Below are 15,293 nucleotides of genomic sequence, written 5' to 3'. Positions count from 1 at the left end.
CGATGATGAGCGTGGCGAAGCTCAGTCTGACCGTGCCCCCGCTCCTCTCCCGCTATCACGTCGACCGCGCCGACGAACTGCGCGCCGACGAGACCGCGCTCGACGCGGCGTGGGCGACCGCGAAGGTGCTGCGCATCGATCCGCGCGGCCGCTTCGACCTCGACGACACCGACCTCGTCTTCGCCCGCGGGCACGAGGTCGCGCCGTCGCGCCCGGCTGACGCGGTGCTGCTCGGCCGGGTCGACGGGGCGGTCGTCTTCGCGCTGCGCGTGGACGTCTTCGACGGCGCCGACCTGCGCATGCGCGGGCACCTGCTCTCCGCGGTGGACTCGGCGCTGCTCGCGCAGGCCCTCGGCATCCTCAATTGGCACGCCACCGCCGGTTTCTCGCCCGTCGACGGTGCGCCGACGCTCCCCGGGAAGGCCGGCTGGGTGCGCACCACCGCCGACGGCCGAGAGGAATTCCCCCGCACCGACGGCGCGATGATCACTCTGGTGCACGACGGCGGCGATCACGTCCTGCTCGGCCGCCAGCACCAGTGGCCGGAGAGGCTGTTCTCGCTGTTCGCCGGGTTCGTCGAGCCGGGCGAATCGCTGGAGCAGTGCGTCGCGCGGGAGCTGCACGAGGAGGCGGGGATCGAGGTCGACGAGATCACCTACGTCGCGAGCCAGCCCTGGCCCTTTCCGCGCTCGCTGATGCTCGGCTTCACCGCCCGCGCCTCGCGCGACGCGGTGCTCGACTTCCGCGACGGCGAGATCGCCGAGGCGCGGTGGTTCAGCCGGACGCAGGTCCGCGACGCGCTGGCCGCCGGCGACTGGAGCACGGACGCCCCCGACGCGCCGTTGCTGCTGCCCAACTCCATCTCCATCGCCCGCGCGATCACGGAGGCCTGGGCGGCGCAGTAGGTCTCCACCCGGATCTCCACCCGCGGGCCGAGGCCCTCCGGCCTCCGCGCTCGTAGCGTTCCTCCCATGAGCTACGTACGCGGATTCCTCCCCTGGATCGTCCTGGCGATCGCTTCGTCGACCGTCGGCTGGCAGTGGGGCGCCGTGGCCGCGCTGGCGGTCACCGTCGTGCTGCTGGTGCAGGACCGGCGCGCCGGGCGGGAGGTGGGCGCGCTCGAGCTCGGCGGCGCCGGCTACTTCGTCGCGCTCGCGGCGCTCGCGTTCGTCGCGCCGCACTCGCCGCTCGAGGCCTACGACGGCGCGCTCTCGTCGGCGTGGCTCGCCGTGATCGCGGGGATCGGGCTCGCGACGGGCCGTCCGTTCACGCTGGCGATCGCCCGGCGGTCCGTCGACGAGGAGACCGCGGAGCACCCGCTGTTCCTGCACGTCAACGCGGTCATCACCGCGGCGTGGGCGGGATCCTTCGCCGCGACCGCCCTGCTGGGCGCGGCGTGCGTCGCGCTGAGCGAGCCCGAGCCGGTGCGGATCGCGGTCCGGGCGCTGGGCTTCGCCCTGCCGGCGGTGTTCACGCGGGCGTACGTCGCGCGGGTCGGCGAGCGGCGGGCCGTGCTCGTGGCGGCGTGAGCGCGGAACGAGAAAGTTCGGTCATCCGTCTCAGGGATCGCCGAGACGAAGGACCGGACTCTCGTCGGATCGGACGGGTCAGACGCCGAGCTTGCGCTTGACGTCGGCGAGGGACGGGTTGGTCGCGGTGGAACCGTCCTCGTACTTGACGGTGGGCACCGTCTGGTTGCCGCCGTTGACGCCCTCGACGAACTGGGCGGCCGCGGGATCCTCTTCGATGTTGATCTCGGTCCACTCGATCCCGTTGGCCTTGAGGCCCGTCTTGAGGCGGTTGCAGTAACCGCACCACGTGGTGGTGTACATCGTCAGCTGGCTCATGCCTTGACTCAACCACGCCGCGCCCGCACTTCTTCCCCGGCCCCGACCTGTCGGACCGGGCTGGAATACTCGACGGTGTGATCGAAGCACTGGACCCGGAACAGCAGGAGGCGGTTCTCGCGCCGCGCGGACCGGTGTGCGTGCTGGCGGGCGCGGGCACGGGCAAGACCCGCACCATCACCCACCGCATCGCGCACCAGGTGTCCACGGGGCACGTCGCCGCAGGTCAGGTCCTCGCCGTCACGTTCACATCGCGGGCGGCGGGGGAGATGCGGGCGCGGCTGCGCGGGCTCGGTATCGGCGGTGGCGACGGGAACCCGGGCGTGCAGGCCGTCACCTTCCACGCGGCTGCGATGCGGCAGCTGCGGTACTTCTGGGCCCGCGCGATCGGCGACACCCGCTGGGAGCTGCTCGACAACAAGTTCCCGGTGATCGGCCGCGCCGCCCGCGACTGCGACCTCCGGCCCGAGACCGACACCATCCGCGACCTGCTCAGCGAGATCGACTGGGCGAAGGCCTCCCTCGTCACCCCCGAGACGTACGCGAAGGCCGTCGAGGATGCGGGCCGCACCGCGCCCATGGCGCCCGGCACCGTCGCGGACGTCTACGCGGCCTACGAGCGACGCAAGACCGATCAGGACGGCAACCGCCTACTCGACTTCGACGACCTGATCCTGGTCACGGCCGCGATCCTCGAGGACAACCACATGATCGCGGAGGAGTTCCGCGACCGCTACCGCAGCTTCGTCGTCGACGAGTACCAGGACGTCACGCCGCTGCAGCAGCAGCTGCTCAACGCCTGGCTCGGCGAGCGCGACGACCTCACCGTGGTGGGCGACGCGAACCAGACCATCTACTCCTTCACCGGCGCCACCCCGAACTACCTGCTCGACTTCACCCGCCGCTTCGAGGACGCCACGATCGTCCGGCTGCAGCGCGACTACCGCTCGACCCCGCAGGTCGTGGCGCTCGCCAACAAGGTGATCGGCGCGGCGCAGGGCCGCGTCGCCGGCACCCGCCTCGAACTGATCGGCCAGCGCCCCGAGGGGCCGGCGCCGATCTACGCCGAGGTCGACGACGAGCCCGCCGAGGCGAAGCTCGTCGCGAAGCGGATCCGCGAGCTGCTCGCCCGCGGCGTCCCCGCCAGCGAGATCGCCATCCTCTACCGCATCAACGCCCACTCGGCCGTCCACGAAGCCGCGCTCACCGAGGCCGGCATCCCGTACCAGGTGCGCGGCGGAAGCGCCTTCTTCGAGCGGCCCGAGATCGGCCAGGCCGTGCGGGCGCTCATGGAGCGCGCGGGCCAGTTCGGCGGCGTCGCGGGCGAGGAACTGCTCGCCCTCGTGAAGGGCGCGCTCGAGCCGCTGGGCCTCATCCCGGAGGCGCCCGACGGTGCCCGCGCCCTCGAGCGCTGGCAGGCGCTCGGCGCGCTGGTCGAGCTGACGGCCGATCTCGCCAAGGAGCGGCCGGGCCTCACGCTGGCCGAGCTGATCGGCGAGCTCCGCGCCCGCGCCGAGGCCAAGCATCCGCCCACGATGCAGGGGGTCACGCTCTCATCGCTGCACGCGGCGAAGGGCCTGGAGTGGGACGCGGTCTTCCTCGTCGGCCTCACCGAGGGCTCGGTGCCGATCTCGCAGGCCATCGCCAAGGGCGATCCCGAGCCGATCGAGGAGGAGCGCCGCCTGCTCTACGTCGGCGTCACCCGCGCCCGGGAGCACCTGCACCTCTCGTGGGCGCTCGCCCGCAACGAGGGCGGGCGCAAGACCCGCAAGCGCACCCGCTTCCTCGACGTGGTCGCCGGGCAGGCCGACGCGGGCCGGCCGCGGGTCGAGTCCGGGCCGAGCAAGGGCAAGCGCCGCACCTCGGACGTCTGCCGTGTGTGCGGCGGCATCCTCGACACTCGCGAGGAGAAGCTGCGCTCGCGCTGCGAGGACTGCCCGTCCGACCTCAACGACGCCCTCGTGGAGGCGCTGAAGATCTGGCGTACCGGCCAGGCCCGCGACCAGCAGGTGCCGCCGTACACGATCTTCTCCAACGCCACCCTGTTCGCGATCGCCGAGCACCAGCCGCGCACCCGCGCCCAGCTGGTGCGGATCAACGGCATCGGGTCGACGAAGATCGACAAGTACGGCGACGAGGTGCTCGCGCTCGTCTCCGAGCACGCGTAGCGCTCAGATATCGAGGTCGTCGACCTCGGCGAAGGACTCGCCGCGCTCCATGAGCACGTCGAAGTGCGCCAGTCGCCGCTTGTCGACCGCCGTCGAATCGGTCGCGGCCTGCCAGTAGCCGTACGGGCGCACCTCCCCGCGCGGCAGGCCGCGCTCGCGCCGGAAGTGGTCGCGAACGGCCCGCATCTCGGTCCGCTCGCCGGCCGCCCACAGCGTCGTGCCCGACGGTGCCTCCCGCGCCGCGTCGAGCAGCGGGCCGTCGACCCGGATCACCTCGACGCCCGCGGGCGCGTCGAGCTCGTCGATGACCTCCTGCTCCGCGGTGCGCACGTACGCGACGCCGCGGGCACCGTCGGGCCAGTGCCGGAAGACGGAGTGGAGCGCCGCGACGGCGGAGTCGTCGGCGAGGAGTAGGGCGGGACGCCCGGACTCGTGATCGGGGACGAAGTGCGGCCGCGGCCCGACGAGCGGCACCACGTCGCCGGGCCGGACGGCCTCGATCCAGCGCATCATGGGGGAGTCGTGGCCGTGCCGCAGCACGTCGAGCTCGATCGTCTCGGTGGCCGGGTCGAAGGTGCGGACCGTGTAGATGCGCGACGCGGGCTCGCCGCCGTCGAGCGCGGGCACGCTCAGCCGCACCGCGAGATTGGGCAGAGTCCAGTCCGAGTGGACGACGGTGCCGCGCAGCGCACCCCGGATCCGGACGAACGGGCCGGCGGCCTCGGTGACGGCGAGGACCGTCAGCGTCAGCGCCTGGATCTCGCGGGTGGCGTGGCCCTCGCTGGCGAGGACGGCGCGGGCGCGTTCCTCGGTCGGCTCGGCGGCGTCCGTGGGGCGGTCCGTCATCGGGGGTCCTCTCGTCGTGATCGAGCAGCTGTAGCAAAGGCTACCCTAAATCATTTCGATAGTCCGCACACTAGTCGCGTGGAATCCGGAAACGCGCAGGTCAAAAATAACTTGTGCGAATAGTTTCGTGCGCATACTGTGGAACACGACCGCACGGGAAGACGCGCGAGGTACTGCCTCGCCGCCGGAACGTGATTGACCAGCGCGCGAAAGGAGGCAAACGAAATGAACAACGCAATCATCAACGCAAGCAAGCAGTTCACCGCAGCAGAGGGTGGAGTGTTCGCTGCAGTAGCGGTTCGTATCGAGGCCTCCCACGCCCTGCCCGGCATGTCGCCACGTCTGTGGCGACTGCGCCAGGAGCAGGCGACGTACGCCGTCGATCACGAACCGCTCACGCGCCCCGTGTGTCTCTCGCGACGAGGTTAGGTCCTTAGACCCACCTCTTCACATTCACCACGGGCCCCGCAGCAGCGCGGAACCCGTGGATTCGCGGTCTCTCGTCACCCCCGCCCCGTCGGGGATCGAGGACCGCCACACGGTTCGCGCACCCACCCGGAAGAAACATCCCGTGCGCCTGACCGGGCGCCGCTACCGAGGCCACCTGAACCACAGGTGGAATGGTGACCAGAAGTGCCGACCATCATGGACGAACGACCCGTCGTCCGCACCATCGATTCGATCAGTATCACCCGGACGACCAGTATCGAGAGCCGCGTGCCCTGCCGGGCCGGGGATCCCGATCTGTGGTTCGCCGAGGCCCCGTCGGACCTCGAGCGGGCCAAGACCCTCTGCGAGACCTGCCCCCTCCAGCGCGCCTGCCTGGCCGCCGCCCTCGAGCGCGGCGAGCCCTGGGGCGTGTGGGGAGGCCAGATCTTCGAGCAGGGCGTCGTGATCGCGCGCAAGCGCCCGCGCGGCCGGCCGCGGAAGAATGCGGCCTGATCGCAGTGAGCCCCGATCCGAGAGGATCGGGGCTCACTCGTTTCCGGGGCCGGGCGGCGCTGTCGCCCCCGATGATCCCAGGAGGCTCGATGGCCGCCGCTGTGCCGGGTGAGCCGAAAGTCGTTCCGGCGTTGTCCTCGAAACCATTGCGACCGCACAGTGACGCGGCGCACAGTTGATCCACGCGAATCGACTGACAGTGAGGACGCCCGATGACGGACCAGACCACCGAGGCCCTGGCGGAGGGCATCGCCCGCTCCCGCGACACCGACTACCTCGACATGGAGGCGCTGCTCTCCGATGAGGAGAAGGACCTGCTGGTCAAGGTCCGCAAGTTCGGCGACAAGGAGCTCCTGCCGATCGTCAACGACTACTGGGAGCGCGGTGAGTTCCCGTTCGAGATTCTGCCGAAGCTGCGCGAGCTGAAGGTCGTCGGCGACACCATGACCGGATACGGCATCACGCCGATGACCGCGGTCGGGCAGGGGCTCGTGTCGTACGAGCTGGGCCGGATCGACGGCAGTATCGCCACGTTCCTCGGCGTGCACGTCGGCCTCGCCATGCAGTCGATCTACATCCTCGGCTCCGAGGAGCAGCGGCAGCGATGGCTGCCGGCGATGGCGAACCTCGACAAGATCGGCGCCTTCGCGCTCACCGAGCCCGACCACGGCTCCGATTCCGTGGCGCTGGAGGCCACCGCGACCCGCGACGGGAGCGACTGGATCCTCAACGGACTCAAGCGCTGGCCCGGCAACGCGACGTGGTGCGACGTCATCGTCGTCTTCGCCCGCGACACCGGCGACGGCAAGGTCAAGGCCTTCGTCGTGGAGAAGGACGACCCCGGCTACAGCGCCACCAAGATCGGCGGCAAGGTCTCGCTGCGGATGGTGCAGAACGCCGACATCGTGCTCGACGACGTGCGCGTCCCCGACGACCGCCGCCTCGTCAACTGCAACGGCTTCCCCGACGTCTCCAAGGTACTCATGGGCACGCGCAACGCGGTCGCCTGGTCGTCGACGGGGCACGCCGTCGCCGCGTACGAGATCGCGCTGACCTACGCCCAGCGGCGCACCCAGTTCGGCAAGCCGATCGCCGCCACGCAGAGCGTGCAGGGCAAGCTCGTCGAGATGCTCGCCGACGTGACCTCGATGCAGCTCTACTGCATCCGCCTCGGGCGCCTGCTCGACGAGGGAGCGGTCACCGACACCATGGCCGCGCTCGCCAAGTACTACTGCAGCGTCAAGGCGCGGCACGTCTGTCGGATGGCCCGCGATGTGCTGGGCGGCAACGGGATCACCCTCGACTTCCACGTGATGCGGCACCTCTGCGACATGGAGGCGCTGGTCACCTACGAGGGCACCGCCGAGATCCAGTCGCTGCTCGTGGGGCGGGAGGTCACGGGGAAGAGCGCCTTCGTCTGACCGCTGTCGCGGAATCGCGCGAACGCCGCCGCGCCGCGTGATACACATCACAGTGCGATCGCATACTGCGATCGCAGCCCCGCGGGGCGAGTGAGAGGCGGCACGCGATGTCCATCGATCCGGTCCTGATGCCCACGGCCACATCACCGATCCGCGACAAGGTGGTCACGGCGAAGGAGGCGGTGCGCCTCGTCCGCGACGGCGACCACCTCGTGCTCGAGGGCTTCGCCGGGCAGGGCTTCGCGGAGGAGCTCGTGCTGGCGCTCGAGGAACGCTTCCTCGCGACGGGTTCGCCGAAGGACCTGTCGCTGGTGTTCACGGTGGCGCAGGGCGATCGGGGCGAGCGCGGCACCGTCCACCTGTGCCACGACGGGATGATCAAGCGCGCGATGGGCGGCCACTACGGCATGGCCCCCGCGCTGCAGAAGCTCGCGCTCTCCGGTGAGATCGAGGCGTACAACCTGCCGCAGGGTGTGATCGCGCAGTTGCTGCGCGACACCGGCGCCGGCAAGCCGGGGCTGATCACCCACGTCGGCCTGGGGACCTTCGCCGACCCGCGGCTCGGCGGCGGCAAGGTCAACGACGCGACCACCGAGGACCGCGTCCGGCTGATGGAGATCGACGGCCGCGAGTACCTCTTCTACAAGGCCTTCGACCGGCTCGACGTCGCCTTCCTCCGCGGTACCACCGCGGACCCGAGCGGCAACATCACCATGGAGAAGGAGGCGCTCACGCTCGAGGCGCTCGAGACGGCGATCGCCGTGCACAACAAGGGCGGCCTCGTGATCGTGCAGGTCGAGCGGATCGCCGAGCGCGGATCGCTGAATCCGCGGGACGTGAAGATCCCGGGCGCCCTCGTCGACTGCGTCGTCGTCGCGACCAGCTCCGCGCACCACACCCAGTCGTGGGGTTCGCAGTACAACCCGGCGATGAGCGGCGAGATCCGCCAGCCCATGAGCTGGATCCGCCCGATGCCGCTCGACCCACGCAAGGTCATCGCCCGGCGCGCCGCGCTGGAACTGCGCCCGAACTCGGTGGTCAACCTCGGCATCGGCGTCCCCGAGGGGGTCGCGGCCGTCGCCGCCGAGGAGGGCGTCCTCGAGTACCTCACGCTCACCGCCGAGCCCGGCGTCATCGGCGGCATGCCAGCGGGTGGAACGGATTTCGGTTCCGCGATCAACGCCGACGCGATCCTCGCGCAGCCTTCCCAGTTCGACTTCTACGACGGTGGCGGGCTCGACGCGGCCTTCCTCGGCATGGCCCAGGCCGATGTCGACGGCAACGTCAACGTCAGCCGGTTCGGCCCGCGCCTCGCGGGCGCCGGCGGGTTCATCAACATCAGCCAGAACGCCAAGGCGGTCTACTTCCTGGGCACCTTCCTCGCGCCGGCGCGCACGGAGGTCTCCGACGGTGCCATCGTGACCTCGGACGGCCCGGCCGCGCCGAAGTTCGTCGCGTCCGTCGACCAGCGCACCTTCTCCGGCGAGTACGCGCTCAAGGCGGGGCAACCGGTCATGTACATCACCGAGCGGTGCGTGTTCAGGCTCTCCGAGCGCGGCATGGAGCTCATCGAGATCGCGCCCGGTGTCGACCTGCAGCGCGACGTGCTGGACCTGCTGGGCTTCGAGCCCGTCATGGACGGCCCGCCCGCGATCATGGATCCACGCATCTTCCGGGACGACCCGATGGGGCTGCGCGACGACCTGCTGTCCGTGCCGCTCGAGGCGCGGTTCAGCTACGACGAGAAGCGGAACCTGTTCTTCATGAACTTCGAGGGCGTCGCGGTGCGCACCGAGGAGGAGGTGGAGCGCGCCGGGGTGGAGATCGAGCGGCGGCTCGCGGAGATCGGGCGGCCCGTCAACGTGGTGATCAACTACGACAACTTCGTGCTCGGCCCGGACCTCGTCGACGAGTTCGCCACCCGCGTCCGCCGGATGAGTAAGTACTACGAGTCGGTGACCCGATACACCACATCGGCGTTCCTGCGGCTCAAGCTCGCCGACCACCTCGCCGATCGCGGCCTCGCGCCGCACCTGTACGAGAGCCGCACGGAGGCCGTCGCCGCGTCGAAGCCGGCGGACGGGGACTGAGCGACTACGCCGCGGCCTGGGACAGGCACACGAGGTGCCCGTCGGGATCGCGCACGACGGCCATCCGCTCGCCCCACGGCCGCGCCTCGGGCGGGTCCACGACGGCGCCGCCGCGTGCCGTCCACGCGCCGACGACGCCGTCCAGGTCCGCAACGGCGAATCCGAGGGCGACGGCGGTGTCGCTGGGCGTCGCCGGGCGCTCGTGCAGCATGATCTCGACGCCGTCGGCGGTGGCGAGCCACGCCAGCTCGTCGGCGGCGGCGGTGCGGCGCAGGCCGAGAAGGCCCGCGTAGAAGGCCAGCGCCGGGTCCAGCGCGGAGACGGAGACGACGAGGCGGGAGATCGACGCGGTCATGCGCCCGACACTACGCCCGGCGGAGCGGACCTCGCGGCGGCGCTGCGTGTGCTCGGGCGCCTGCGCGAGGGATGATCATTCGTCGCCGTCGAGCAGCGGCACCCAGTGCTCGACGATCGCGCGGTACGGCGCCTCGGCCTCCATCTGCGAGCAGATGCCGACCATGCCGAGCAGGACGCGGAAGAGCATCACGTACTCGGGCGGCAGGGCCAGCTTGCGGCCCGTCTGGAACTGCTCGCCGCGCACGTCGGTCGCGGTGTACGCGGCCTTCATCAGCCACTTGCGGGTGAAGTGGAAGCTCTCGGACCGCAGCGGGTCGACGTACGGCGCGAGGTAGGCGCGGATGTCCTCGGGCGTGATCTCCAGCCGCGGCGGGATGAAGCCCTGGCTGCGCAGCAGCGGGAACAGGGCGTCGTAGTCCTCGTCGCGGGCGAGTCGAAGGATCTTGCCGACCGCCGGCGGTATGCCGCCCGGGTACTCGGCGACGGCGCCGAAGTCGAGGGCGACGAGCCGCCCGTCGGGCGCGATCATGAAGTTCCCGGGGTGCGGGTCGCCGTGCAGCAGGCCCGTGCGGGCGGGCGCGCTCACCTCGAACTCGGTGAGCTTCGAGGCGGCGTCGTTCCGCTCCTCCTGGGTGCCGTTCGCGATGACGTCGCGCAGCGGCCGCCCGGTGACCCACTCGCTGATGATCACGGTGGGCGCGCTGGCGAAGACCTTGGGCACCTGGACGTTCGGGTCACCGTCGAAGGCCTTGGCGAACTTGCGCTGGTTGGTGGCCTCGTACCGGTAGTCGAGCTCGGCCTCGGTGCGGTCGGTGAGCTCCTGCACCAGCGACTTCACGTCGGCGCCCGGCGTGAGCGGCTTGAGCACGGAGCTGAGCCGGCCGAGGGCCTTGAGATCGGCGCGCAGGGCCTCGTCGGCGCCCGGGTACTGGACCTTGACCGCCACCTCCCGACCGTCGGACCACACCCCGCGGTGCACCTGACCGATGGACGCGGACGCAGCGGCCTCGTCGTCGAAGGAGCTGAACCGGTCCCGCCAGCCCGTGCCCAGCTGCTGGTCGAGCACCTTGTGCACGGTGGCCGCCGGCATGGGCGGCGCCTCGTTCTGCAGCTTCGCGAGGGCGTCGCGGTAGGGGGCCGCGTACTCCGGCGGCACGGCCGCCTCCATCACGCTCATGGCCTGGCCGAGCTTCATCGCGCCGCCCTTGAGCTGCCCCAGGACCTCGAAGAGCTGCTCCGCGGCCTTGGCCTGCAGCTCCGCGTTCACCTCGTCCTTGTCGGCGCCGGCGAGACGCTTGCCCCAGCCCACCGCGGTGCGGCTGGCCATGCCCAACGGCAGCCCCGCCAGCTTGGCGGTGCGCTTCGCACTGCCACGGGTGATCTCGGACATCTGGCCCCCTGGAGTCAGCCTGCCGCCTCGGCCGCGGGAGCGGGGACCCCGCATCCGCACCCGGGGTGCATGAACCATCGTCGGACGGCGATCGCGCTGCCCTCGACCTCCAACGTACAGCCGAGGGCGTCCGGCGGGTCCGCCGAGTCCCACCGCCCGGCGGCGACGGCCGCCACCTGGTGCGCGGCCACCGCACCCGTGATCCGCAGGATCTGCGCCGAGGCCCGCCCCGCGCGGCCGAACAGCTGGCAGGCGAGCGTGGGCCACCCGGGATCGGCGTCGGCCCGGGCGCGGTCCAGGCACAGCAGGCACGGGCCCGCGCCGGGCAGCACCAGCGGCCCGACGATCCCGGCACCGTCGCGCAGCACCACGGGCAGGTGCGGCACCCGTTCCCGCATCAGCCGCGCCACCAGCACGGGATCGGGGGAGAGGGCGTCCGCGAGCACGACGAGGTCGACGCCGCGGCCGGCAGGCGTCCAGCTCCGCGCGGTCCCGGCGGTCACCCGGACCTCGTCGAGGGCGGCGAGCTCGCCGAGCACCGTGTCGGAGACCGGGCCCCGCCCGTGCAGGTGGACCTGCAGGGGCGCGTGCGGCGGCTCCGCCTCCAACAGCCCGTGGCCGCGGAGCGCGTCCAGCAGCTCGGTGACGTCGGACGGGGTCATGCCCAGGTCGGCGGCGCGGCGCTCCAGCTCGCGGGCGGTGCGGAAGGACTGCAGCCAGCGCAGCAGCCCCGCCGTCGCGTCCGGAGCCAGCCACGGCGGCGGTTGCAGCACGGGCGCGCCGGTCGCCGAGGCGCCCAGCTGGACCAGCGTGGGCGGCCGGACCACCACGGTGAGATACGGGTTCAGACGGTGCCGCATGGCTCCAGTCGAGCACGCCGGCGCTCCGTGAACCGTCCGGAATCAGCGGTTATCCACAGGCGCATACCGGTGTTGATCAGGGGCGATGGGGCGCGGCGGAGATCTCTCGCGCGGTCACCGGTGGCGCGGCGACGAAGACCTCGCGCCGGAACCGGCCGAACAGCGCGGCGCTCTCCCGCAGCAGTGTCCGTCGCGAGCCGCCGACCGCCACCAACGCACGACCGTGGTCTGCGGCGACCACGATCGACACCGCGCAGGCGAAGCCCTGCCAGAGGGCCCCGATCGCTCGCCGCCGAGCGGGCGGGGTGGCCGCGAAGCCCTCGCTGAGGTGGTCCCGCTGGAATCGGATGTGGTACTGCTCGTCGTCGAGGATGCGGCGGCTGACCTCGGCGAGGAGCGGATCGGGCGACTGCGCGAGCGCCCCGTAGTAGCTGACCGCGATGAGTTCCGCGACGGTCAGCACGAGCAGCTCGCAGCGCAGGCCGAGGGCGCGACGGGCGCGCACGAAAACCGCGTCCGACCAGTGCCCGTCGAGCAGTTCGCCGCCGCCCGCGCGGATCAGCTCCGCGAGGAGTCGTGCGTGCTCGTTCTCCTCGGCGACGAACAGTCGGACCGCCGCGGCGTACGCCGGGTCGCCCGCGGCGTCGGCGTGCGCGGCCAGCGTCGCGCCGTCGCCGCTCTCACCGACCTGGAAGCGCTGCAGGCTCGCGATCACCGCCGGGGGCAACTCCGCGCCGAGGGACCACGCCGGGTCCGGTCCGCGTCGTCGTGCCCGTTCTTCGAAGTGTTCGACCCATTCCATCCCTCCTTCATAGCCCAGTAAAGCTGAGATGAAGGTGAGTGGATTCGGTCAGTTCCCGTCGGATTCGCCGCCGGACTCGCGTCCCAGCCGCTCGATCGCGGCGATCGGATCGTCGAGGTCCGAGGCCTCCGCGCTGGACGAGTCGCCCAGCAGTCGGTCGATGAAGGCCGCGGGCGCGTCCAGGTCGGCGGCGTCGGGGATCAGGTCGGGGTGGGCCCAGATGCCGTCGCGCTCCTCCATCGAGGTGGCGTTCAGGATCCGCTCCCACAGGTCGGCCGCCTCGCGCACCTTGCGGGGGCGCAGCTCCAGGCCGACGAGCGTGGCGAAGGTCTGCTCGGCCGGGCCGCCCGACGCGCGCCGGCGGCGCATCGTCTCGCGCAGCGCGGCGGCGCTGGGGAGCCGGTCGGCGATCGCCGCGTGCACGACGTCCTCGACCCAGCCCTCGATGAGGGCCAGCAGCGTCTCGAGGCGCTCGAGCGCGGCGGTCTGCTCCGGCGTGGCCTTGGGCTGCAGCGCGGCGCCCTGCGCGGCCATCAGCTCCTCGAGCTTCGACGGGTCCTGCAGCGCGGTCGGGTCCAGGTTGCGGGAGAGCTCCTCGATGCCCGACATGTCGATCGTGATGCCGCGGGCGTACTGCTCGACGGTGTCGAGCACCCGGGCGCGCAGCCACGGCACGTGCGAGAACAACCGCTGATGCGCGGCCTCGCGCGCCGCGAGGAAGACGAGGATCTCCTGGTCCTTGACGTCGAGGTCCTTGCTGAACGCCTCGATCGCCTCGGGCAGCAGCGCCGCGGTGTCCTCGGGGCCGAGCGGCAGCCCGATGTCGGTGCTGGTGAGCACCTCCTTCGACAGCGAGCCGAGCGCCTGGCCGAGCTGCGTGCCGAAGGACATCGAGCCGATCTGGCTGAACATCCCCATCATCGGCGCCGCCATCTCGCGCGCCTCCTCGGGCATGCTCTGCATCCACGAGCCGGAGATCTTCTCCGCGACGGGGTTCACCAGCCGCTTCCACGTGGGCAGGGTCTTCTCCTGCCAGTCGACGGGGGTCCACGCCGCCGTCTTCTGCGGGCCCGCCGGGAGCACGGTGGCACCGTCGAGCCAGAGCTGCGCGAGGTGCATCGACTCCTCGACCGCCGTGCGCTGGCCCTCGGAGACGGGCTCGTGCTTGCCGAGGGTCTGGCGCGCGAGCTGCGCCGCGAGGGTGTAGTTGACGGGCTCGCCGGTGCCGGCACCCGGGCCGGTCATGCCGGTGCCCATGCCGGAGATCATCTGGCCGAGCTGGCTCAGCATGTCGCCCAGCTGCGACATGTCGAAGGGCTGACCGGCGCCGAACGGCTGGTCCCGTCGGCCTTTGCCGTCGTCACCGCCGTCGTCGCCGGAGGAGAATCCGAAGGGCAGGTCATTCATGACTCCACGGTACTGCCCCGGTCCACCCCGGGCCGCTCCGTCCGTCACGCTCTGCGCGAACATCCCGCGCGAACGGCGGCGGCTACGCTGTGGCCCGTGACGGAACGCAGGATCACGACAGCTCTCGCCGCCCTGGTACCGCTCCTGGTGCTCGTGTTGCTGGGGATGTTCGTGACGGTGCCCTACGTCGCCGTCGGCCCGGGGGACACCGCCGACACGCTCACCACGTACGCCGAGCGCGACGCCGACGGCAAGGTCGTCGACCGCAGGGTCATCACCATCGACGGCCTGCCCGTGCATCAGCCCGCCGGTCAGCTGCGCTTCACCACGATCGCCGTGACCGACGGCCTCAACCTCTACGGCGCGCTCGCCAAGTGGGTGACCGGCGCGCAGATCGCGCCCCGCGACGCCTACTACCCGCCCGGCGCCACCCGCGAACAGATCGAGGCGGGCAACCGCGAGCAGTTCACCGGCTCCGAATCCTCGGCCACCGTCGCGGCCCTGCGGTACCTGAAGATCCCGACGGCCGTCGGCGTCGTCGGCCTCAGCGAGGGCGGACCGTCGCAGGGCAAGCTGCGCGAGGGCGACGTCGTCGAGGCGGTCGACGGTGCGCCCGTCGCCGCCCCCGACCAGGTCGCCAAGGGCCTCGAGGGCAAGAAGAAGGGCGACGTCGTCACCGTCACCGTCCGGCGCGCCGACGGTGCCGCGCAGGTCCCCGTCACGCTCGCCGAGTCCGAGGGCAAGCCGCGTCTCGGGATCGTCGTGGGGCAGGTCCCCGCGGACCCGAAGATCCGCATCGGCTTCGGCGTGCAGCAGGTCGGCGGGCCGTCGGCGGGGCTGATGCTCTCGCTCGGCATCGTCGACCTGGTCGAGCCGGGCGACCTCACGGGCGGGAAGAACGTCGCCGGGACCGGCGAGATCGCCTCGGACGGCAAGGTCGGGCCCATCGGCGGTATCGAGCACAAGCTCCAGGGCGCCAAGCGCGACGGTGCCTCGGTCTTCCTCGTGCCCGCCGCCAACTGCGACGCCGCGAAGTCCTCGCCGCCCGCGGACCTGCAGCTGGTGAAGGTCGAGACGCTCGACGGCGCGATCCAGGCCCTCGCGGACGTCCGCGAGGGGCGCCCCGCACCGTCCTGCTGAACGCCCGCCCGCGGCGGAGCGGG

Annotated in this window: 15 protein-coding genes; 8 read left to right on the top strand and 7 right to left on the bottom strand. The window is 71.6% G+C overall.

The annotated features are described in order from the left end of the window. Nucleotides 1–2 precede the first annotated feature (2 nt). On the top strand, nt 3–905 hold the full coding sequence (gene nudC, locus ACLQ3K_RS06920) for an NAD(+) diphosphatase (protein ID WP_425998062.1): 903 nt from the start codon (nt 3–5) through the stop codon (nt 903–905). A gap of 66 nt (nt 906–971) precedes the next feature. Next, the gene (locus ACLQ3K_RS06915) at nt 972–1,529 is read left to right on the top strand and encodes a hypothetical protein (RefSeq protein WP_425998060.1); all 558 of its coding nucleotides are present in this window, start codon (nt 972–974) and stop codon (nt 1,527–1,529) included. A 78-nt stretch (nt 1,530–1,607) separates the two neighbouring features. On the opposite strand, the gene ACLQ3K_RS06910 is transcribed toward ACLQ3K_RS06915, so the two are convergent. Further along, on the bottom strand, nt 1,608–1,847 hold the full coding sequence (locus ACLQ3K_RS06910) for a mycoredoxin (RefSeq protein WP_068522052.1): 240 nt from the start codon (nt 1,845–1,847) through the stop codon (nt 1,608–1,610). Nucleotides 1,848–1,924: 77 nt separating this feature from the next. On the opposite strand from ACLQ3K_RS06910, the gene ACLQ3K_RS06905 reads away from it, so the two are divergent. After that, nucleotides 1,925–4,015 (top strand): ATP-dependent DNA helicase UvrD2, encoded by a 2,091-nt coding sequence (locus ACLQ3K_RS06905; protein ID WP_425998057.1) that lies wholly within the window; start codon nt 1,925–1,927, stop codon nt 4,013–4,015. 3 nt (nt 4,016–4,018) lie between these two features. On the opposite strand, the gene ACLQ3K_RS06900 is transcribed toward ACLQ3K_RS06905, so the two are convergent. Next, nucleotides 4,019–4,861: a siderophore-interacting protein gene (locus ACLQ3K_RS06900; protein ID WP_425998055.1), complete on the bottom strand. Its 843-nt coding sequence runs from the start codon at nt 4,859–4,861 to the stop codon at nt 4,019–4,021. 225 nt (nt 4,862–5,086) lie between these two features. Between ACLQ3K_RS06900 and ACLQ3K_RS06895 the strand changes: the two genes are divergently transcribed. The 4 genes from ACLQ3K_RS06895 (at nt 5,087) to ACLQ3K_RS06880 (ending at nt 9,314) form a co-directional block, all read left to right on the top strand. Then, the gene (locus tag ACLQ3K_RS06895; protein ID WP_415675014.1) at nt 5,087–5,290 is read left to right on the top strand and encodes a hypothetical protein; all 204 of its coding nucleotides are present in this window, start codon (nt 5,087–5,089) and stop codon (nt 5,288–5,290) included. Between the two features lie 216 nt (nt 5,291–5,506). After that, nucleotides 5,507–5,803, top strand: coding sequence for a WhiB family transcriptional regulator (locus ACLQ3K_RS06890; protein ID WP_224647934.1), 297 nt, complete (start codon nt 5,507–5,509; stop codon nt 5,801–5,803). Nucleotides 5,804–6,015: 212 nt separating this feature from the next. Beyond that, on the top strand, nt 6,016–7,224 hold the full coding sequence (locus tag ACLQ3K_RS06885) for an acyl-CoA dehydrogenase family protein (RefSeq protein ID WP_224647935.1): 1,209 nt from the start codon (nt 6,016–6,018) through the stop codon (nt 7,222–7,224). Between the two features lie 107 nt (nt 7,225–7,331). Next, a complete protein-coding gene (locus ACLQ3K_RS06880) occupies nt 7,332–9,314 on the top strand; it encodes an acyl CoA:acetate/3-ketoacid CoA transferase (protein WP_425998052.1) in 1,983 nt (660 codons plus the stop codon). A 4-nt stretch (nt 9,315–9,318) separates the two neighbouring features. Here the strand turns inward: ACLQ3K_RS06880 and ACLQ3K_RS06875 are convergent, their stop codons facing one another. From ACLQ3K_RS06875 to ACLQ3K_RS06855, 5 genes are all read right to left on the bottom strand, one after another. Then, on the bottom strand, nt 9,319–9,669 hold the full coding sequence (locus tag ACLQ3K_RS06875; protein ID WP_425998050.1) for a VOC family protein: 351 nt from the start codon (nt 9,667–9,669) through the stop codon (nt 9,319–9,321). A 75-nt stretch (nt 9,670–9,744) separates the two neighbouring features. Beyond that, nucleotides 9,745–11,061: an ABC1 kinase family protein gene (locus ACLQ3K_RS06870; protein ID WP_425998048.1), complete on the bottom strand. Its 1,317-nt coding sequence runs from the start codon at nt 11,059–11,061 to the stop codon at nt 9,745–9,747. Nucleotides 11,062–11,075: 14 nt separating this feature from the next. Continuing rightward, nucleotides 11,076–11,921 (bottom strand): hypothetical protein, encoded by an 846-nt coding sequence (locus ACLQ3K_RS06865; protein ID WP_425998046.1) that lies wholly within the window; start codon nt 11,919–11,921, stop codon nt 11,076–11,078. A gap of 76 nt (nt 11,922–11,997) precedes the next feature. Further along, nucleotides 11,998–12,723, bottom strand: coding sequence for a ferritin-like domain-containing protein (locus ACLQ3K_RS06860; RefSeq protein WP_425998044.1), 726 nt, complete (start codon nt 12,721–12,723; stop codon nt 11,998–12,000). Nucleotides 12,724–12,771: 48 nt separating this feature from the next. Continuing rightward, nucleotides 12,772–14,130 (bottom strand): zinc-dependent metalloprotease, encoded by a 1,359-nt coding sequence (locus tag ACLQ3K_RS06855; RefSeq protein ID WP_425998042.1) that lies wholly within the window; start codon nt 14,128–14,130, stop codon nt 12,772–12,774. A gap of 96 nt (nt 14,131–14,226) precedes the next feature. On the opposite strand from ACLQ3K_RS06855, the gene ACLQ3K_RS06850 reads away from it, so the two are divergent. Beyond that, nucleotides 14,227–15,270 carry a YlbL family protein gene (locus tag ACLQ3K_RS06850; protein WP_224647942.1) on the top strand — a complete coding sequence of 348 codons (1,044 nt, stop codon included), beginning with the start codon at nt 14,227–14,229 and terminating at the stop codon, nt 15,268–15,270. The last annotated feature ends 23 nt before the right edge of the window (nt 15,271–15,293 follow it).

This window comes from Tsukamurella sp. DT100 (assembly GCF_049844855.1).
Lineage (GTDB): Bacteria > Actinomycetota > Actinomycetes > Mycobacteriales > Mycobacteriaceae > Tsukamurella.
The sequence above is the reverse complement of the archived record's forward strand: the minus strand, read 5'-3'. Positions and strand labels throughout refer to the sequence as shown.